Source organism: Undibacterium sp. TJN19 (genome assembly GCF_049339485.1).
In the GTDB taxonomy this organism is placed as follows: Bacteria; Pseudomonadota; Gammaproteobacteria; order Burkholderiales; family Burkholderiaceae_D; genus Undibacterium.
This window is the reverse complement of sequence record NZ_JBMPPL010000012.1, coordinates 125,613-144,048: the sequence shown is the minus strand read 5'-3', so window position 1 is coordinate 144,048 and position 18,436 is coordinate 125,613. Positions and strand designations below refer to the sequence as shown.

At 49.9% G+C, this 18,436-nt stretch carries 17 protein-coding genes; 7 read left to right on the top strand and 10 right to left on the bottom strand.

From position 1 onward, the window contains the following. Positions 1 to 52: 52 nt before the first annotated feature. The 7 genes from ACO0LH_RS24495 to tkt form a co-directional block, all read right to left on the bottom strand. The gene (locus tag ACO0LH_RS24495) at positions 53 to 1,585 is read right to left on the bottom strand and encodes a DUF4214 domain-containing protein (RefSeq protein WP_422943760.1); all 1,533 of its coding nucleotides are present in this window, start codon (positions 1,583 to 1,585) and stop codon (positions 53 to 55) included. Positions 1,586 to 1,844: 259 nt separating this feature from the next. After that, complete coding sequence (locus tag ACO0LH_RS24490) at positions 1,845 to 2,303, bottom strand: cache domain-containing protein (protein ID WP_422943759.1); 459 nt, start codon at positions 2,301 to 2,303, stop codon at positions 1,845 to 1,847. A 258-nt stretch (positions 2,304 to 2,561) separates the two neighbouring features. Further along, positions 2,562 to 3,026 carry a BON domain-containing protein gene (locus tag ACO0LH_RS24485; protein ID WP_422943758.1) on the bottom strand — a complete coding sequence of 155 codons (465 nt, stop codon included), beginning with the start codon at positions 3,024 to 3,026 and terminating at the stop codon, positions 2,562 to 2,564. A gap of 148 nt (positions 3,027 to 3,174) precedes the next feature. After that, positions 3,175 to 3,855: a signal peptidase I gene (lepB, locus tag ACO0LH_RS24480; protein WP_422943757.1), complete on the bottom strand. Its 681-nt coding sequence runs from the start codon at positions 3,853 to 3,855 to the stop codon at positions 3,175 to 3,177. Between the two features lie 124 nt (positions 3,856 to 3,979). Beyond that, positions 3,980 to 4,993, bottom strand: coding sequence for a type I glyceraldehyde-3-phosphate dehydrogenase (gene gap, locus ACO0LH_RS24475; RefSeq protein WP_186954222.1), 1,014 nt, complete (start codon positions 4,991 to 4,993; stop codon positions 3,980 to 3,982). 182 nt (positions 4,994 to 5,175) lie between these two features. Further along, complete coding sequence (locus ACO0LH_RS24470) at positions 5,176 to 5,784, bottom strand: GNAT family N-acetyltransferase (RefSeq protein ID WP_422943756.1); 609 nt, start codon at positions 5,782 to 5,784, stop codon at positions 5,176 to 5,178. 35 nt (positions 5,785 to 5,819) lie between these two features. Then, positions 5,820 to 7,823, bottom strand: a complete 2,004-nt coding sequence (gene tkt, locus ACO0LH_RS24465) for a transketolase (protein WP_422943755.1) — start codon at positions 7,821 to 7,823, stop codon at positions 5,820 to 5,822. Positions 7,824 to 8,014: 191 nt separating this feature from the next. Between tkt and ACO0LH_RS24460 the strand changes: the two genes are divergently transcribed. The 7 genes from ACO0LH_RS24460 (at position 8,015) to ACO0LH_RS24430 (ending at position 16,158) form a co-directional block, all read left to right on the top strand. Next, positions 8,015 to 11,425: an SNF2-related protein gene (locus ACO0LH_RS24460; RefSeq protein WP_422943754.1), complete on the top strand. Its 3,411-nt coding sequence runs from the start codon at positions 8,015 to 8,017 to the stop codon at positions 11,423 to 11,425. 108 nt (positions 11,426 to 11,533) lie between these two features. After that, positions 11,534 to 12,775 carry a polyamine aminopropyltransferase gene (speE, locus tag ACO0LH_RS24455; RefSeq protein ID WP_422943753.1) on the top strand — a complete coding sequence of 414 codons (1,242 nt, stop codon included), beginning with the start codon at positions 11,534 to 11,536 and terminating at the stop codon, positions 12,773 to 12,775. A gap of 13 nt (positions 12,776 to 12,788) precedes the next feature. Continuing rightward, positions 12,789 to 13,283 carry a hypothetical protein gene (locus ACO0LH_RS24450; RefSeq protein WP_422943752.1) on the top strand — a complete coding sequence of 165 codons (495 nt, stop codon included), beginning with the start codon at positions 12,789 to 12,791 and terminating at the stop codon, positions 13,281 to 13,283. Beyond that, positions 13,283 to 14,416, top strand: coding sequence for a glutathionylspermidine synthase family protein (locus ACO0LH_RS24445; protein ID WP_422943751.1), 1,134 nt, complete (start codon positions 13,283 to 13,285; stop codon positions 14,414 to 14,416). Before ACO0LH_RS24450 ends, ACO0LH_RS24445 begins: the two co-directional genes overlap by 1 nt. An 8-nt stretch (positions 14,417 to 14,424) precedes the next feature. Beyond that, positions 14,425 to 14,832 (top strand): DUF350 domain-containing protein, encoded by a 408-nt coding sequence (locus tag ACO0LH_RS24440; protein ID WP_422943750.1) that lies wholly within the window; start codon positions 14,425 to 14,427, stop codon positions 14,830 to 14,832. A 25-nt stretch (positions 14,833 to 14,857) separates the two neighbouring features. Next, positions 14,858 to 15,583 (top strand): 16S rRNA (uracil(1498)-N(3))-methyltransferase, encoded by a 726-nt coding sequence (locus ACO0LH_RS24435; protein WP_422943749.1) that lies wholly within the window; start codon positions 14,858 to 14,860, stop codon positions 15,581 to 15,583. A 131-nt stretch (positions 15,584 to 15,714) separates the two neighbouring features. Next, complete coding sequence (locus tag ACO0LH_RS24430) at positions 15,715 to 16,158, top strand: YidB family protein (protein ID WP_422943748.1); 444 nt, start codon at positions 15,715 to 15,717, stop codon at positions 16,156 to 16,158. Between the two features lie 44 nt (positions 16,159 to 16,202). Here the strand turns inward: ACO0LH_RS24430 and ACO0LH_RS24425 are convergent, their stop codons facing one another. The 3 genes from ACO0LH_RS24425 to ACO0LH_RS24415 form a co-directional block, all read right to left on the bottom strand. Further along, complete coding sequence (locus tag ACO0LH_RS24425; RefSeq protein ID WP_422943747.1) at positions 16,203 to 16,844, bottom strand: alanyl-tRNA editing protein; 642 nt, start codon at positions 16,842 to 16,844, stop codon at positions 16,203 to 16,205. Between the two features lie 34 nt (positions 16,845 to 16,878). Further along, positions 16,879 to 17,727, bottom strand: a complete 849-nt coding sequence (locus ACO0LH_RS24420; protein ID WP_422943794.1) for an ADP-ribosylglycohydrolase family protein — start codon at positions 17,725 to 17,727, stop codon at positions 16,879 to 16,881. A gap of 96 nt (positions 17,728 to 17,823) precedes the next feature. Further along, complete coding sequence (locus tag ACO0LH_RS24415; protein ID WP_422943746.1) at positions 17,824 to 18,390, bottom strand: hypothetical protein; 567 nt, start codon at positions 18,388 to 18,390, stop codon at positions 17,824 to 17,826. Positions 18,391 to 18,436 lie beyond the last annotated feature (46 nt).

The window sequence follows — 18,436 nt, the reverse complement described above, 5'->3', positions numbered from 1 at the left end:
AAACCAGCGTCGCTCTTTTGCTACGATGCAGGCCTTTGTACCAAGGCCCTCATCAGCCGACATATTCAATAAAGTCAAAGCCATTCTGTATCACGCCAATGACTTTCAACTTGTTTTCCTGTCCTTCGGTAAAACTAGCCAACGCTCCGGCAAGGCTAATCTTATTGGTGCTTATCTCATTTTTCCAGTAGTCATAACCAGCCTGATCGGGGATGCGCCCCAAAATATTCTTGTACAAGGTCGTCAGAAAAGTATCGACCGAAGGGCTGGCGCCATACAAGGCCTGAAATTCTTTCGATTGCATGAACCCTGCTGCTACTGTCGTCAGACTGGACCCTTTGTCCATGTCCTTGATCCAGTAACCAAGCCCTGCCAGGTCTGGCGTGCGGCCAAAAGCGGCCTGGTAGATACGATATGCCTGTCCAGCGGTTCCATTGATGTCCAGTGCTACGGACAGGTCAGAAAATTTTAGCCGTTCCATGTTACTGAGCGTATCAGTGCCTTGTGAATTCGGCTTGGCCACAGTGAAACCGCTGTTATTTCCGGCTACTGTATAAGCCGCTCTCAGGCCAGCGTATTGTGCCGTATCAAGCCCCGCCCCACCGTCAATCACATCATCACCGCCACCTCCGTTGATGAGGTTATTGGCGGCGTTACCTGTCAGCTTGTCACTGAAAGCCGTACCGATAATATTTTCTATTGTTGCATCAAAGGCAATGGATAAATTATTGAGGGCAGCGTCGCCATTGGCAATGCGTCCGACAGAATTCAATGACCCCGGTGTCAGATTGATGGTCGCAGCTGCCGTAGTCCTGGAGACATCGATTGTATCAATGCCGCCTGTATCGTTGATGATCTTGAGCGTGCGGCCATCCATATCGTTATAGACATAGGTATCATCGCCTGTATGATACGCCTTGCTCCCGTACAGGTATTTCAAGGCCAGCATGTCGTAGGTTGCGAAGAATTCGCCTTGCTGGTTTTGTGCGATCGGGTTATAGGACATGATGGAAATCCAGCTACTGTCTTCGGAGGTCGCCAGATAATTACCCGCTTCAGGGCTGGGTGGCTCCCCGGCATTGTAGTTGCCTGGATGATTGAGACCTAGCGCGTGCCCTATTTCGTGTATCAGTATCTTGTAGGCCTCGCTGCCCTTTTCATAACTCACATTCATGTAGGTCGTTGACATGAACAAATCACCACTGCCAGCAGTAAATGCTGTGCCATCCGCAGTAGGAACAGGGAGCTTGGCATAGCCAGCGCTTTTGTCTTGTATATTATTTGCCAGCCGTATGCCGGATTGAATATCAGTATCAGCCACTTCCTTGAACGTCACATTCAACACCTGGGCAATGTCTGCAAAGATCGTTCTGGCAGCGGCCATCTGTTCTGGAGTGAAGGACTTAAAACCGTTTTTGTCTGAATCGGAAGCGGAAGAGGTCGGGGACTTGATGAAGCTATAGCTGATTTCAACTGGCGTGCCTAACGCCTTGCCGGTATTCCAGCGATAATTGATATCATCAATCAGTACATCTATCCTGTAATCACCTGAAAAAGGTTTGGCGATGATGGTCTTATCCGGCATGATCCAGCTCCTTCATAGAAGATGTGTTGGAAAAACTGGGTAATGAATACGGCGAAACCGCATAGAAAAATTAAAGAGAGGAATAGTTAATTCTACGCCGCGAGACGGCCGGACTTGTCGCGATTTCGATACAAACAAATAATCAATCGTTAAAGTGTGTTAAGAGGCAGACATTATCTACGCCACCACATAAAAAAAGCAGTGCCTGCTAGCAGGCACTGCTTTTCGAAAACACAAATTATTTTGCTTGGCAATTGGCTTACTTGTAAGCCCCGGCACCAACAAAATAATCATCAATCTTTTCAAAATAACTGGATTTGGTTTCCAGAACCTTGGTCACCGGGTTAGGCCATTGATAATCTATCCAGCCATCATTCTTGGTTTTCAGGACGCCTATCATTTCCTTGATGATGGGCTTGCCTTCTACTTTCAGGTCCAGCAAATTCTTGCCTATCATTTTGGGGTTGGCACCATGTGACAGACTCATGCCGTTCATGTCGTAGACAAACAGATACAGGTCGCGATCATGAAAATCCTTGTTGGCGGGGTCGTTAAAATCGGCAAAAGCTTTTTCGCGGCCATTTTTCTTGATGAAGGCAATGCCTTTTTTGACCATGGCTTGCGCCTGCGCTGTTGAGCCACGATCTTCGGCAGAAGCCGGCGCCATAAAGAACATCCCAGCCAACGCCAAATAGAACAATTTGCTCAATAATTTCATCATGCACCCCTTTGTTGTTATGTCTGGTAAAAAGCCAGAACCTGGTTAAATGTTGCCGTCAATCACCTATAATTCATGAGTTCTTGTTCTTCGTCCAGCATTAATCGCTGTGCGGCGCAATAATATGAGCGATATGAAAAATATCTTACTCCAGAAATAAAACAATCAGGATTATTTTGGACAGGTGCAACTGAAAACACAACAATGGCAGCAGTAGCATCAGTGGCCAATAGAAATCAGGTCTGCTCGTATCACTCGCTATTTGAGAAGCAGTTGATTGACCACGCCCTGTACATCATCCAGATTGCGTACCAGTTTTTCCAGTTCTTCCGATACAGTAGCTGAACGAACGCAACCCTTTAGCCATACAAAACGACGTTGCCCTTCTACCCAGATGCTGCTGTCTGTAAATCTGCCATCAGCCTCAATCGCACGCTGTACCCTGGGAACGATTTCTTTATCGTACAAATACGCATTGGGCAGACGACATTGCCCCGATTGATAACAGCTGGTACCGCGTTCGATTCGGGAATGTGCTTCTGCCTTCACTTGCGCCATTGTCAGCATGGGGGCGACTGGTTCCGGGCAGTCACTGATTGCCTTTGTCACCTGCAAGAACGGGTCGTTAAAGTAATTGGATTTGAGTTCTTCAGCCTGTATCTTTCCAATACCCGTCAGAAAGACCGCCAATAAAACCACAATCTGCTGACTCTTTTCTCTCATAAAAACACGCCTCGCTTCTATCATACATTCAGGAATGTCCCCATATTATCCAGTTTAACGCGAGCTGACTATTTTGCCTCAGGCAAAAACAAAACAGCCAGCTTGGCGATTACCAGGCTGGCTGCTTACAGGGTGAAACTAACTATCCCTATATTTTTGCGCCGAAACGATCCAGACGCGGTAAATAATATTGATCACCATTGAGTGAATACATCAGACGCTTGACCTGACCGGTGATCAGCTCGCGCTTTACCAAGCCAATATAACGTGAATCACGGCTGTTATCACGGTTGTCACCTAACATCAGGTATTCGCCTTCGGGCACTTTCACTGGCCCAAAGCTGCGCATGGCTTCACGGTCTGGCATGACGATCATCTCATGTTGCAGGCTGCCCAGGCTTTCCTTGAATACCAATTGCTGCCCCGGATATTCGCGCGCAGGCGTCAAATGGTCGGCACCTTTCGACAATGCAGGCTCGTAAGTGGCAGCCTTACCGTTAATAAACAGTTTTTCATCATGCATTTCAACCACATCACCGGGTATCGCCACCAGGCGTTTTACCAGACGCACACCATCTTCCGGTGAGATAAAGGTCACCACATCGCCACGTTGTGGGTCAGCGACATGCTTGAGAACGACATCCGTGAACGGCAGTTTTACATCATAGGCGATGCGATCACAGATGACGCGGTCGCCTTCGAGTATGGTCGGATACATGGAGCTGGTCGGCACGGTGTAATAGTCTGCCAATGCACCACGGACAACGGCCATGCCCAGCATCAGCACGATAAAACCCTTATTGTCGCTAATCAATTTCTTTATATTCATGGCAAATTCCTCTAAAGCAGATCTGGTAAATCGATACTATCAAGATAAAACATCAATGACAAATGGATAGACAAAAAAAAGCCCCGAAAGTTCGGGGCTTTTTTAGCCGGGATGAAGAAGCAAATTATTTTGCGTGCATCAGAGCAACTGTGGTGTCCAGCATACGATTGGAGAAACCCCACTCATTGTCGTACCAGCTCGATACCTTGACCAAACGTCCAGATACTTTTGTCAGTGTTTCATCATAAGTACTGGAAGCTGGATTGTGGTTGAAATCAACCGATACCAGCGGTGCAGTGTTGTAATCCAGGATACCTTTCAGGGCACCTTCGGATGCATCTTTCAATACTTGGTTGATCTCTGCCACTGTGGTGTCGCGGGCGGCAACGAAAGTCAGGTCAACGACGGAGACATTGATGGTTGGTACGCGCATGGCGTAGCCGTCCAGTTTGCCATTCAGTTCTGGCAAGACCAGGCCAACGGCTGCAGCTGCGCCAGTTTTGGTCGGGATCATGCTCATGGTGGCAGAACGGGCACGGCGCAAGTCTTCATGCATGACGTCGGTCAATACCTGATCATTGGTGTAAGCATGGATAGTCGTCATCAAACCATTGACGATACCGATGGCATCATTCAGAGGTTTGGCCAAAGGTGCCAGGCAGTTGGTCGTGCAGGATGCATTGGAAATCACTGTGTCAGTGGCTTTCAATACGCCATGGTTGACGCCGTAGACGATGGTTGCATCGACATCCTTGCCGCCTGGGGCAGAGATGATGACTTTTTTCGCGCCACCAGCCAGATGGGCAGAAGCTTTTTCTTTTGTCGTGAAGAAGCCTGTGCATTCCAGCACGACGTCAACATTCAATTCACCCCAAGGGATGTTGGCTGGATTACGTTCTGCAAATACTTTGATCTTGTCGCCATTGACGATCATGGTGTCGCCTTCAACCGTGACTGTGCCCGGGAACTTGCCGTGGGCTGTATCGTAACGGGTCAGGTGGGCATTGGATTCTGCATTGCCGAGGTCATTGATCGCAACGATCTGAATCTCATTCTTGAACTTGCCACCTTCGTAATGCGCGCGAAGGATGTTACGGCCGATACGGCCATAGCCGTTGATTGCGACGCGAATCGTCATGGTTTTATCTCCAAAGGACTAAACAACAATAAATACAAATCAAAAAAAAAGTACCGGAGCACTGATTAAGCATAGCGAGCGGCGCTAGTTTGAGTTATGAAGCGCAGTCGTACGAATGTACCAATGTACAACTGGCATCGCAGGCTCAAAATCGCGTCGCGCAGTAGTTTAATCAGTGTCTCCTAATGCAAAGAAGCAGAAGTACGCATGGCGTTGACAGATGCCATCAGCACCGACAAATCGCGCCAGCCATACCCGGCCTCCATCAATTCCATACCATCCCAGCTGAATGCCTGTTCGATCAACAGCATTCCACCCAATTCCTCGTAGAAATTGCGGGCGATGTCATTGCCGGAGATGACCCAGACCAGCAAACTTTCAGCACCTTGCGCCTGCAAGGTGCGTGCTACTTTTTGCAACATGCGGCGACCTATGCCTGAACGCTGCCAGGCTGGGCGCAGATAGATGGCCGTCAGTTCCGCCTGCATGCCCAGTTTTGGTTCTGGCAGCATCATACCGGATGCAAAGCCAATAACCTTGCCTTCGCTTTCTGCCACATACACGCAGATACGGTCTGCGGCTTCTGTCATGGCCTGCAAGATCTGACGCCATTGCAGTACGCTGTCTTCAAGACGCATTTCATCCAGATAGCTGTCCGGTATCATGCCGCGATAAGTTGCCCGCCAGCTTTCGACGCGCACTGATGCAATCGCTTCTGCATCGACTACGGTAGCACGACGCAGGCTGATCTCTTTGACGCTGCTCACAGTATTGTCAACCAAGTCTGTCATTATGCTGAATCTTACTTAATCTAATTTAATCTCAATTAAGCCAGTGTCGATTTGACTATGGCAATCACATTGTCAACTGTAAAGCCAAAGTATTTGAACAGGACGCTGGCAGGTGCAGATTCACCAAAGGTATCGATGCCAACTACCGCGCCTTCCAGACCCACGTACTTGTACCAAAAATCTGTCACGCCGGCTTCGATGGCGATGCGTGGCAAGCCTTTGCCTAACACTGCAGCTTTATAGGCGGTATCCTGACGGTCAAATACATCCGTGCAAGGCATGGACACCACGCGCACTGCAATACCTTGCTGCGCCAGTTCTGCCGCAGATTTAACAGCCAGTTCAATTTCAGAACCTGTAGCAATCAATACGGCCTTGGCATCAGCCACGTCTTGCAAGACATAGCCACCACGCTGGATGTCAGCGATTTGCTGGGAGCTGCGCTCTTGATACGGCAGGTTCTGACGAGAGAAGATCAGGGTTGATGGACCGTCATTGCGTTTGACTGCATGGGCCCAGGCAGCAGCAGATTCCACCGTGTCACATGGACGCCAGTTATCCAGGTTAGGGATCAGGCGCATGCTTGATACGTGCTCGACGGATTGATGCGTAGGACCATCTTCACCCAGACCGATAGAGTCATGCGTGAACACAAACAGGGTACGGATTTTCATCAGCGCAGCCATGCGGATGGCATTGCGGCTGTAATCAGAGAAAGTCAGGAAGGTTGCGCCAAACGGGATATAACCACCATGCAGGGCGATACCATTCATCATTGCGCTCATGCCGAATTCGCGCACACCATAATTGATATGGTTACCAGCCTGGTTGCCACGGACAGCGATGCTTTCTTTCCAGTTGGTCAGGTTGGAACCTGTCAGATCGGCAGAACCGCCGAGGAACTCTGGCAGCGATGGGGCAAATGCCTGGATGGCATTCTGGCTGGCCTTGCGGGTCGCGATGTTTTCTTTTTTTTCTACGCAGGAGGCAATTGCATTTGCCACCACTTCGTCGAAGTTGGCTGGCAAGTCGCCATTCATGCGGCGCGTCAGTTCAGCCGCTTTTTGCGGGAACTGGGCGGTGTAGGTTGCAAATTGTGTATTCCATTCAGCTTCGGCTTTAGCGCCATCTGCTTTGGCATCCCAGGCTTCATACACGTCAGCCGGTATTTCAAAAGGTGGGTATTCCCAGCCGATGTGCGCACGTACTGCGGCAATTTCCTTGTCGCCCAAGGCGGCGCCGTGCACATTGTGCGTGCCTTCCATGTTTGGAGAACCCTTGCCGATTACTGTTTTGCAGCAGATCAGGGTAGGCTTGTCGGATGTCTTGGCAGCAGCAATGGCATTGGCCACGGCTTCTGCATTGTGGCCATCAACCGCAGGGATCACATTCCAGCCATAGGCTTCAAAGCGTTTTGGCGTGTTGTCTGTGAACCAGCCTTCGACATGACCGTCAATGGAGATGCCATTGTCATCCCAGAAAGCGATCAGTTTATTCAGTTGCAGTGTACCAGCCAGTGAGCAGGCTTCATGCGAAATGCCTTCCATCAGGCAGCCATCACCCATGAATACATAGGTGTAGTGATCAACAACCTTCAAGTCGCCCTGATTGAATTCGGCAGCCAGCAGTTTTTCAGCCAATGCCATACCGACTGCATTGGTGATGCCCTGCCCCAACGGGCCAGTCGTGGTTTCCACGCCTGGTGTCACGTGTACTTCAGGGTGACCAGCAGTTTTTGAATGCAATTGGCGGAAATTCTTGATCTCCTCCATCGGCAGGTCATAGCCTGTCAGATGCAACAGCGAGTAATGCAACATCGATCCATGACCATTCGACAACACAAAGCGGTCGCGGTTGATCCATTTAGGATTGGCCGGATTGTGGCGATAAAAGCCTTTCCACAAGGCAACAGCAATATCGGCCATGCCCATAGGCGCGCCTGGATGGCCAGAATTGGCTTTTTGTACGGCATCCATGGACAAGGCACGAATTGCATTGGCCATTTTGGTGAGTGTTGCTGGCTGAAGAGATGAAATCATGGTGTCAGAAGGTAGTCTTGAGAAAACTGGTCAGTGTTGCGAGCTGGGGACATGAAACTCTCCCCGCGAAAACCCGATATTTTACCAGAGCATGAGGTCCATACTACAATTGCGATAATTAACAGATAAAATATAATAAAAAAGCAATTCTCAGCATTTCAACACACGATCAGGTCAACCCAAGCGCACGCATGTCATCTAAAAACCGTCATTTCTCTCTCGACGATCTTGCCAAATTATTTCCCCACGAGATTTTTATCCGCGGCCTCAACTATGCAACAGAAAACAAGGTCAGGGGCTGGAGTTTTGACAATGACTTCGTCGAAAGCGAAGTTCAGGGTAGTGGACGCAATCTCTATACGCAGGAGATAGAACTCATCTTCGATCACGGCAAGCTTGGCAGTGTGAACGGTGCCTGTAGTTGCCCGGTCGAATATAACTGCAAGCATGTGGCGGCGGTACTGCTCAATATTCTCGATCATCAAAACAAGGCTGCCAGCAAGCCAGATCTGATGGGAAAAACCGATGCAGCGCTCGGTTTTACGGAACAGAAATGGCTGCGCGAACTGGAGTTTGCCCACAGTGACAGCGCCACAAACTTCATTGAACATAGCCAGACAGACGAAGATGTGGATGAAGGATTCCTGATTTTCAGTCTGTCCACCACGGCAGGCAGCAAAGACCTGCGCCTGATCCCCGGCAAAGCCAGGCACACCAGCAAGGCAGAATTGAAATACACCAAGCTGTCCCTGGCAGTGCGGGACATGATGAAATCGGCCCATTTCCTGCAAGGAGACGATTACGAATTGCTGGCACTGTTCAATATGTGCACCATGAATTCGTTTTATTACTCGCATTATTCGCCAAAAGGCAGGCTGGGCGCCGTGCTACTCGAGCGTATTGCCAAGGCAGGGAAATTATATTGGCTCAATACGGAAAAAAAACAAAACCAATTGCTGAAACTGACTTATCACGACTATCAAAATGCCCATCTGAACTGGGACGAAGACAAGGAATATCTGCGCTTGCGCTGGCAACTGGACAAAGAAAATATCAGCGCCGAAGAATCGGGTAAAGCAGTTGAACTTTCATCATCCCCATTTATCCTGCCGACCGATCCACCCTGGCTGATAGGACAAGACAGTTGCGGTAAATTGCATGTACCTGCGGCGGGGAAATTGTCCTTGCACAGCCTGATCAATCTGGTGCAGGATGCCCCGGTTGTCGCGCTTGCGCGGACTGCAACACGCAAGGCCATGGCGGATCAATTGCTGGAGCTGGGTTTGCAAAACCTGATCCCCCTGCCCGCGCAGCTGGACATGCAACTGCGTGCAGATATCAAGATGCAGCCGGTACTGGAATTGAACAGTTTTACGCCAGCCCATACTGCTGAAGCATGTATCGATTTCGCAGTACTCAAATTTTTGTATGATGATGTGGAGGCTGAGCCGGATGACATGGGTGACAGTCTGTTGCGTCGTGGCGTGAACGGCCTGGAAAAAATTCTCAGAGATAAAGTAGCGGAACAGCTTGCCCTGGAAAAAATCAAGGCAATCGGCTTTTATTCAGACAACGCGGACAATGCCGCTGTGAACGGGAAAATGCCCGGTCAGCAGCAGTTTTTTTTGTTGCGTGATCAAAATGCTTGGCTGCAATTCGCCACGAAAAATGTCCCTGAACTGACGGCGCAAGGATGGCAATTGCGCTTTCAGGATGACTATCGCTACAACCTGCAAGAGGTGGAAGACTGGTATGCCGAAGTGGCAGAAGAAAATCAGCAATCGGTCTGGTTTGATCTGGAACTGGGCATCGTCGTCAATCAGACCAAAATCTCATTGCTGCCATTATTGGTCAGCCTCATTCGCCAGGCTCCGCAGGATTTCAGCCTGCAGATGGTGAACCAGCGCGCAGATGATGAACAGGTATTGCTTAGCCTGCCTGACCATACCCGCGTGGCCCTGCCCTATGCACGCATCAAACCTATCCTGCTGATTTTGGGTGAGCTGTATTTCAATGAACACCAGGGTGACAAACTACGCCTGCCCATGCTGGATGCCGCACGCCTGGCAGAACTGTCAGCGACCACGCATTTGCGCTGGATAGGCGGCGAGCGCCAGCAAAGTTTTGGTCAACGCCTGGCAGAGTTTGGCGGCATCAAAACCATCAACGCCCCCAATGGATTAAGAGCCAGCCTGCGTGATTACCAAAAAGAAGGCGTGGCATGGATGCAGTTTTTGCGTGAGTATCAACTCGCAGGCATTCTGGCGGATGACATGGGCCTTGGTAAAACCATACAGACACTGACCCACATCCTGCTGGAAAAAGAAGCTGGCCGTCTGACACAGCCTGCGCTCGTGATTGCCCCTACCAGCCTGATGGATAACTGGGCCAGCGAAGCACAGCGTTTTACACCTGACCTGAAAGTATTGGTCTTGCAGGGAAAAGAGCGCAGCAAGCTGTTTGAACAAATTCCGCAAGCCGACCTGGTCTTGAGTACCTATGCATTGCTGCCACGTGATGAAGAAGCCCTGCGACAGCACCGCTATCACTTGCTGATCCTTGACGAAGCACAGTACATTAAAAATGCCCAAGCCAAAGCCAGTCAGACTGCCAGCCTGTTGCAGGCCAATCATCGTTTATGCCTGACCGGTACCCCTTTGCAAAACCATCTTGGTGAACTCTGGGCACAGTTTAATTTCCTGATGCCGGGCCTGCTGGGTGACAGCAAAGCTTTCACCAGAGATTTTCAGCATCCTATAGAAAAACTCGGCGACAGCCAGCGCCATGCCTTGCTGACACGTCGTATCAAACCGTTTCTACTGCGCCGGACAAAAGACAAGGTCGCCACGGAATTGCCAGCAAAAACCGAAATCATCAGGCATATTGAACTGACTGGCGCGCAACGTGATCTATATGAAACCGTGCGCCTGGCCATGGATGAAAAAGTACGTGAAGAAATCGCCAAAAAAGGTATCGCCCGCAGCCAGATTATCATTCTGGATGCCTTGTTGAAGTTGCGCCAGGTCTGTTGCGACCCGCGTCTGGTAAAAATTACCGGTGCCAAAGCCAGCAAGGGTAAAGCACCGCCGTCAGCCAAACTCACAGAATTGCTGGAGATGGTGGAAGAGTTATTATCAGAAGGCCGCAAGATACTGATATTTTCACAATTCACCAGTATGTTGCAACTGATCGCCACAGCATTGCAGGAACAGCAGATCAGCTATGCCATGCTGACAGGTGATACTGAAAATCGCGGTGAAGTGGTACGCCGCTTTCAGGAAGGCCATATCCCGGTGTTTCTGATCAGCCTGAAAGCTGGTGGCGTGGGCCTGAACCTGACTGCTGCCGACACCGTCATCCATTATGACCCGTGGTGGAACCCGGCAGCAGAAAACCAGGCCACTGACCGTGCCTGGCGCATAGGGCAAGATAAACCCGTGTTTGTATACAGACTGATCGCCAAGGGAACGCTGGAAGAAAAAATCCAGGAAATGCAAATCAAGAAAGCTGATCTGGCACGTGCCATACTTGACCAGGGTGAAGTGGGTACAGCGCAATTGACGGCAGATGATTTACAGGGCATTTTTGCACCACTGGAATGATTTAATCGAAGAAAAAATGAAGGAGTGTCGCAGCAAAAAGATGTCAACACGTCGTCAGAAAATCCTTAAATCCTGAAATCCTGATTAGAAAAATTAATAGAAAAGAACATGGAAGGCTTACATCTGACCGCTGACTGTTTCGATTGCGAAGCAGAACTGGATTTATTTGTTGCACAAGACAGTTTGCGCAAGTGCATCATCGATGCCACCCTTGCTGCCGGCCTGACCATAGTCGGTGAAAAATTTCACCCTTTCAGCCACCCAGACGGCAGCCCTGCTGGTGTGACTGGCGCCCTGTTGCTGGCAGAATCGCATGTCGCCATCCATACCTGGCCAGAACGCCGTGCAGTGACACTGGATGTCTATGTCTGCAATTTCAGCCATGACAACGATGGCAAGGCCAGGCAGATTGTCGACACCCTGGTCGCGGCATTCCGGCCACGTGCAGTGTCACGTCAGGAATTGCGGCGCGGTCAGCCTGCAGGCCAACTGGCTTTTGAAGCCCTGAGCAAAGACAGTTATAGTGCTACCCGTATTGAACGTGTCGTTGCCAGGCATCAAAGCACGATGCAGGAAATCGAAATCGCAGAAACCGCCGATTTTGGCAAAATCATGCGCATAGACGGCGCCATGATGACATCTGAAAAAGATGAGTTTTTCTATCATGAATGCCTCGTACACCCGGCCGCCATTGCGCATCCAGAACCGCGTACTGCCCTCATCATCGGCGGCGGCGACGGCGGCTCGACGGAAGAATTGCTGAAGCACTCATCCATTTCCAGCATCACCCTTTGTGAAATTGACGCCGATGTCGTTCGCCTCGCGCGCCAGCATCTGACAAAAATACATCGTGGGGCGCTTGATGATCCCAAAATACAACACCGCCACGAAGACGGCTTTGCCTTTATCCAGCATACAAAAGAGCAATTCGATCTTATCCTGCTTGACCTGACTGACCCGGTTACACCGAATGGCAGTTCATTGGCTGCAAGCTGCATGAGCGAAGTTTTTTTTGCGGCCTGCGCCCGGCAGCTGACTGCCCAGGGCATGCTGGTATTGCATCTTGGCAGCCCGTATTATCACGCTGAGCGCTTTGCCAGCACTTTGGCCAGGCTGAAGGCAGCCTTCCCTACGGTGCGGCCATATACCGTGTATATCCCTCTATATGGTGCCTTGTGGGGCATGGCAATTGCCAGCAAGCAAATTGATGCCGCAGCAATTTCAGCGTCAACGGTAAATCTGCGCATCGAACACCGTCGCCTGCCATTGTTAAAGTATTACAATGCAGAAGTGCATCAGGCATTATTTGCTTTACCTAATTATGTCAAAGACCTGCTGCCACCGACCTGAAACAGGAGAAACCGTGAGTGCCGGAAAAAACAAACAACATGGCAAACGCAGAGTCAGTCGTGCCCTGCCGTTAATGCTGGTGACCAGTGCTGCTTTGACCGCATGCAGCAGCGACAGCGGTAGTAGTGGCAATACAGAATTGACGGCCATACGCGATCAATATAAAAGTCTGGAAGATTGCCGCAAGGACTGGGGTGATGGCCCCGCCTGTGAATCTGTTGCGACCAGCAATCTCAATACTGACGGTACACCCAACAATAACAACACCAACAGCAATGGCTACACCAGCGGCGGTGGGCATAGTGGCTATAGCGGTTACAGCATGATGCATTATGGACCTTCGTATTATCCGGGCAGCCGTGATACGGCACAGCGCAGCTTTGGTCTACAGTCTACTGGTAGCGACCACGCCATCAGCCACACCACAAGTCATAGCAGCAGCGGTCGCGGCGGTATCAGCCGCGGTGGTTTCGGCGGTACCGCACGTGGTACTTCGGGAGGCGGCTGATGATACGCGTTTCATTAAAGCCACGCCCAGGCTGGCAGCAACAATTTGAATCCCTAGGTTTTAGCTATCATTCCATCGATGGACTGTATTGGGATGAACGCTATGCCTATTGCTTTACCGCACAACAGATAGACACTCTGGAACAGGCTAGCCTGGATCTGCACCAGATGTCCTTGCAGGCGGTTGAGCATGTCATCAAAAACGGCATGCAGGAGAAATTTGCCATCCCTCAGGCCTTCTGGTCACAGGTAGAAGAAAGCTGGCGCGAAAAAGAATTCTCTCTGTATGGTCGCTTTGACCTGAGCTGGGATGGCACAGGCGCACCCAAAATGCTGGAATACAATGCCGACACCCCAACCGGCCTGGTCGAATCCAGCGTGGCCCAGTGGTATTGGCTGCAAGATGTTTATCCTGATGAAGACCAGTTCAATTCCCTGCATGAGAAACTGATCGCACAATGGAAAAAATTTCCAAACAAGGGCTTGCTGCACTTTACCTGCGCTGGCGGCAATGAAGAAGACGAAGGCAATTTATCGTATCTGCGTGATACCGCGATACAGGCGGGCTTTGCCACCAAACAATGCGCGATAGAAGACCTGGGTTGGGATCAGAGCCAGGGCGTTTTTGTCGATGATGCCGATGCAAAAATAGAGAACCTATTCAAACTCTACCCATGGGAATGGCTGTGTCGCGAAGATTTTTCCAGTCAGTTGCTGACACGCCCCATGCGCGTCATAGAACCGGCATGGAAAATGGTGTTATCAAACAAGGCGATACTGCCGATATTATGGGAGTTATTTCCCAATCACCCGAATCTGCTACCTGCATTTTTTGATGCCTGGCGTATCAGTGGCAACCATGTGAAAAAACCCTTGTATTCACGCGAAGGGGAAAACATCTCCATTTATGCCAATGGCGAGGTCACGCGTACAGGGGGTGACTATGGCGCGGAAGGCTATATCTACCAGGCCTACGCTCCACAACCAAAATTCGATGATGGCATCACACCTGCCTACACCTCCATCGGCGCGTGGATAGTTGGTGATGAAGCTGCCGGTATAGGCATACGTGAAGATGAAACCCTGATCACCAAAAACACCAGCCGCTTCATCCCCCATTATTTTGTTGAATAGGATGCCCCATGAGTGAACAATTATTGACACACGGCTTGCTGGCTTTTTTAAGCCATATTGTCGCCGCCCTGGTATTGCTGGCGGTATTTACCGTCGTCTATATCCGCATCACACCATACCGCGAAATTGAACTCATACGTGCCGGTAATTGCGCAGCAGCAGCCAGCCTGGCCGGAGCGATACTGGGCTATTGCACAGCACTGGCGTCAGCCATTGCCAACAGTGTCAGCCTGGTCGATATGTGTTTCTGGGGAGTGATTGCACTGGTCATTCAATTACTGGCCTTTGCTGTGGCACGCTTGCTGCTGCCTGGCATCGTGTCAGATATCCCGGATAACAAAATCGCTTCCGGTATATTTCTGGGCGCATTGAGCCTGGGTTTTGGCATGCTTAACGCTGCCTGCATGACATATTGATTGCACCTGAATATAGAGAAATTGCATGCCACGTTTTTTTTGTCCACTTGCCTTAAGCATCGGTGCCATCATCAATTTACCTGATGAAGTGGCACACCATGTATTTGTACTGCGCCAGAACGTCGGCGACAACATCAGCATTTTTAATGGCGAGGGTGGCAGTTATGTCGCCACCCTGACCCAGGTTGCAAAAAAAAATGTAACCGCTGAAGTCAAAGTATTTTTACCCGAAGAATGCGAACTGCCTTATTCGCTGAACCTGGTACAGGCCTTGCCAGAAGCGTCCAAGATGGACTGGATCATAGAAAAAGCCATGGAACTGGGTGTCAGCGCCATACAGCCGCTTGCGGCACAACGCTGCGTCGTCCGCTTATCTGCCGAGCGTGCAGAAAAAAAACTCGCCCACTGGCAAGGCATCATCGTTGCCGCAGCCGAACAATGTGGCCGTAACCGCCTCGCCCACCTGGCTCCGCTAATGAATTTCAGCCAATGGCTGAACCAGCAAGACATGCATCAGAGAATATTACTGACACCTCGTGCAGAAATATCGCTGGCCGACTGGTCACGTCATCATCCTGCTCAGGCCGTCAGCCTGATGGTGGGGCCGGAAGGTGGTTACACCGATGAAGAAGAAAATCTCGCTATCAAACATGGCGTGCTGGCCTTGTCGATGGGGCCACGCATCTTGCGTACCGAGACAGCGGGGTTGGCAGCAATCGCGGTCTTGAACGCCGCCTGGGGTGGCATGTAAGGCACGCATGCCTTCTGGATAGCAAAGTTTCTGTAGCAGTAAAACAATGTCAAATTTCATACAAAGTTCACAATCCGGTTTGCCATTTGCACCTACACTCGCTTCACTTGACCAATTCAGAAAGGAAAACCATGGGACTACTTGACAGCGCATTAGGCATGCTGGGCGGCATGAATCAGACCGGCGGCACAAATGACGCCAAATCGATGCTGATGCAGGCTGCGATAGGCATGCTGGGTAATGGCCAGTCCGATGGCACACCCGGCGGCTTGCAGTCACTGATCAGCGCATTTCATCAGGCAGGTCTGGCAGATATCGTGCAATCGTGGATAGGGTCAGGTCAAAACATGCCTGTTTCTGCTGCACAAATCCAGCAAGCCCTAAGTGGCGGGCAATTGCAACAACTGGCAGATGCTGCCGGACTGTCGCATGAAGGTGCGGCCAGCCATCTGGCTGAATTCTTGCCAGGCTTGATTGATCACCTGACGCCACACGGGCAAGTACCAGAAGCAGGCAATATCAATCCTGCTGCGGTCTTTCAGCAATTTTCTTCGATGTTTGGCAATAGTCACTGAGAGTGTTAATTTTCGCCATAAACAAACCCAGCTTTCGGGTGTGTTTATGGTGAAAGATAAATCTCTACCCGCTCTTTACCCCGCCCTATATTATTGCGCTTCAGGCTAATTGTGCCCAGTTCACCAGTACGTCTGACATGCGTACCACCACAAGGCACGCGGGAAAAACCTGTTATTTCCCAATAACGTTTTTCAGTTATCTCGTCTTCAAATGCACAGTGGATGCCTGCATTGGCATCAATAATCGCCTGCGCTTCTTGGGCAAGTCGCGGCAATAAAGGCGCAATACTTTCTGGCCAGACGAAATCGATACGCGCTTTTTCCTGCGCAATATGCGCTCCGGCCTTGCCTACCCCATCCAGTGATTTATAGCATAGTTCCAGCACTAGTTCAGCCGCAAAATGCAGACGCATCAGGCGATAACGCCTGACCCAGTCTATGTTGACTTCAACTGATTGACCTGCGACCAGCCCATGTCCGTCAGCAAGGGTATAGACAATCTCAAGTCCGTCTTTGCGGGCAGACAAGACGATATGCCCGCCCAAGCTGCCGTGATCGCTTTCCTGACCGCCTGAAAAGGCAAAGAAGATCGTTGACGCCAGCCAGATGTCATTCCCATCGACTTTACTTACTTGCGTGATCTGACTGGTTTGATAAGGGTCTTCCCAGAAAGTCTTTATCGCCAATTTTAAACCTTCACATCAATTGAAAATCGTTCGATTAATTTTCCAAATACCAGTCAGGAAGGGCTTCTCTATGCAGTTTCCAGTTTTCCGGGATACCTTCTCTGCCAACAAATGAAGCAACAATACCGCCGACAATTGCACAAAGCGTGTCGCGGTCACCGCCAGCACTGACGGTCAGCCACAATGCATGTTCGAAATTCCCCATAGCCTGGGCAACACACCATAGCGCAAGCGGTACAGTATCCTGAGCAGACATATTATGCCCGTTCCCCAATACTGAAACCGGGAACTCTATTGAATTAACTTTATCCATTGATTGTGCACGAATGAGTTTGGAACGTACTTCGCTTTGAGGCAAATTTTCTAGTACAGCCCCTAAAAACTGAGCATGTGTGGGCAGCATACTTGCCTCTTTATACAAGCAGGCTTGTGCCGAAGCCAACGAAACAGCGATAGCTCCCGCAACAGCTTCCGGGTGAGCATGCGTAACCTCGGCAGACAAACTGGCTTGAGTGACTATTAAATCAAGATCGTTAGCAAAATAGGCCCCCAATGGAGCTACACGCATAGCCGCACCGTTACCATATGATCCCTGTCCTTCGAAAACACTATTGACCACATTTTTCCAAGGCTCACCGTCGTTGATACGCGCTAATACCCTATGCATGGAAGGGCCATACGCACGGTCATAGCTATAATGCTTTGCAAAACTCTTGGCCAGTATTTCCTGATCAATTTCCCCACAATTGCGCAACACAGAAATGATCGACAATGTCATTTCTGTGTCATCGGTAAAATACCAAGGCGCATCAGGTAACTGTCGTTCATTTTGTGCCAAGACACTGGCATCGCTTTGGAAAAAAGCATTGACCAAAAGAATCACCAATGGATAATCCTTCCAATGACACAAGCGCAAGCTCTAAAGAATTGTTCATTTAATTGTCAAAAATCTGTTTTTATGGCGGTAGAAATTCATTAGCTATTCCTTGCAATTCCCAAGCACCTTACGAATTTCTTCTACGAATTGATCCGCTTCACGTTTTCCTTGCTCATCACCTCTGAGATGGCTGATGCGCAATTTGACGAAGTTGTTATTGATCGCGGTGAGATAACTGTAAGACGTCAGGGTGCTTTCAGAAACTTGCATTTCATAGGCACGCCACATGAATTGCGGGCCGCATCCTTTGTAGCTTGAAATACGGCCACCACCAGTTCCCAGATTGACGGACTTGGCCTGCCCTGTGGTTTCAAGTTGTTTGACTTCGTCGATGATCTGGGCGAAGTGTTTATGAACGATGGGTGAACCAACACCATTGGGGATCTGGCTGAGTCCGGCATTATAAATATAGATGGAAGCGATGACCGGGCCGCTGCGCTGGTAACGGATATTCACTCCTAATTCTTTCTTTGGGAATTCTTTTCTGTCACTAAAAGTCAAGCCAGCAACTTTATCGGGAAAAGTTACGCCAATTGCGCTTTCATAAACGCCTGCCGTTGCACAGGTCACCGTACAAAAAAGTGCCAGGGGAAATAAATAACGATGCATGGAAAAACTCTCTTGATAAAAACATTCTGTTTATCGTATTGCGCAA

What these genes read in the sequence shown, in the direction of transcription:
- ACO0LH_RS24470 (WP_422943756.1), bottom strand. Translation starts at nt 5,784, where the DNA reads ATGACAGACTTGGTTGACAATACTGTGAGCAGCGTCAAAGAGATCAGC.
- lepB (WP_422943757.1), bottom strand. Translation starts at nt 3,855, where the DNA reads ATGAATATAAAGAAATTGATTAGCGACAATAAGGGTTTTATCGTGCTG.
- ACO0LH_RS24430 (WP_422943748.1), top strand. Translation starts at nt 15,715, where the DNA reads ATGGGACTACTTGACAGCGCATTAGGCATGCTGGGCGGCATGAATCAG.
- ACO0LH_RS24445 (WP_422943751.1), top strand. Translation starts at nt 13,283, where the DNA reads ATGATACGCGTTTCATTAAAGCCACGCCCAGGCTGGCAGCAACAATTT.
- ACO0LH_RS24460 (WP_422943754.1), top strand. Translation starts at nt 8,015, where the DNA reads ATGTCATCTAAAAACCGTCATTTCTCTCTCGACGATCTTGCCAAATTA.
- ACO0LH_RS24440 (WP_422943750.1), top strand. Translation starts at nt 14,425, where the DNA reads ATGAGTGAACAATTATTGACACACGGCTTGCTGGCTTTTTTAAGCCAT.
- tkt (WP_422943755.1), bottom strand. Translation starts at nt 7,823, where the DNA reads ATGATTTCATCTCTTCAGCCAGCAACACTCACCAAAATGGCCAATGCA.
- ACO0LH_RS24485 (WP_422943758.1), bottom strand. Translation starts at nt 3,026, where the DNA reads ATGAGAGAAAAGAGTCAGCAGATTGTGGTTTTATTGGCGGTCTTTCTG.
- ACO0LH_RS24495 (WP_422943760.1), bottom strand. Translation starts at nt 1,585, where the DNA reads ATGCCGGATAAGACCATCATCGCCAAACCTTTTTCAGGTGATTACAGG.
- ACO0LH_RS24435 (WP_422943749.1), top strand. Translation starts at nt 14,858, where the DNA reads ATGCCACGTTTTTTTTGTCCACTTGCCTTAAGCATCGGTGCCATCATC.
- ACO0LH_RS24415 (WP_422943746.1), bottom strand. Translation starts at nt 18,390, where the DNA reads ATGCATCGTTATTTATTTCCCCTGGCACTTTTTTGTACGGTGACCTGT.
- ACO0LH_RS24490 (WP_422943759.1), bottom strand. Translation starts at nt 2,303, where the DNA reads ATGAAATTATTGAGCAAATTGTTCTATTTGGCGTTGGCTGGGATGTTC.
- speE (WP_422943753.1), top strand. Translation starts at nt 11,534, where the DNA reads ATGGAAGGCTTACATCTGACCGCTGACTGTTTCGATTGCGAAGCAGAA.
- gap (WP_186954222.1), bottom strand. Translation starts at nt 4,993, where the DNA reads ATGACGATTCGCGTCGCAATCAACGGCTATGGCCGTATCGGCCGTAAC.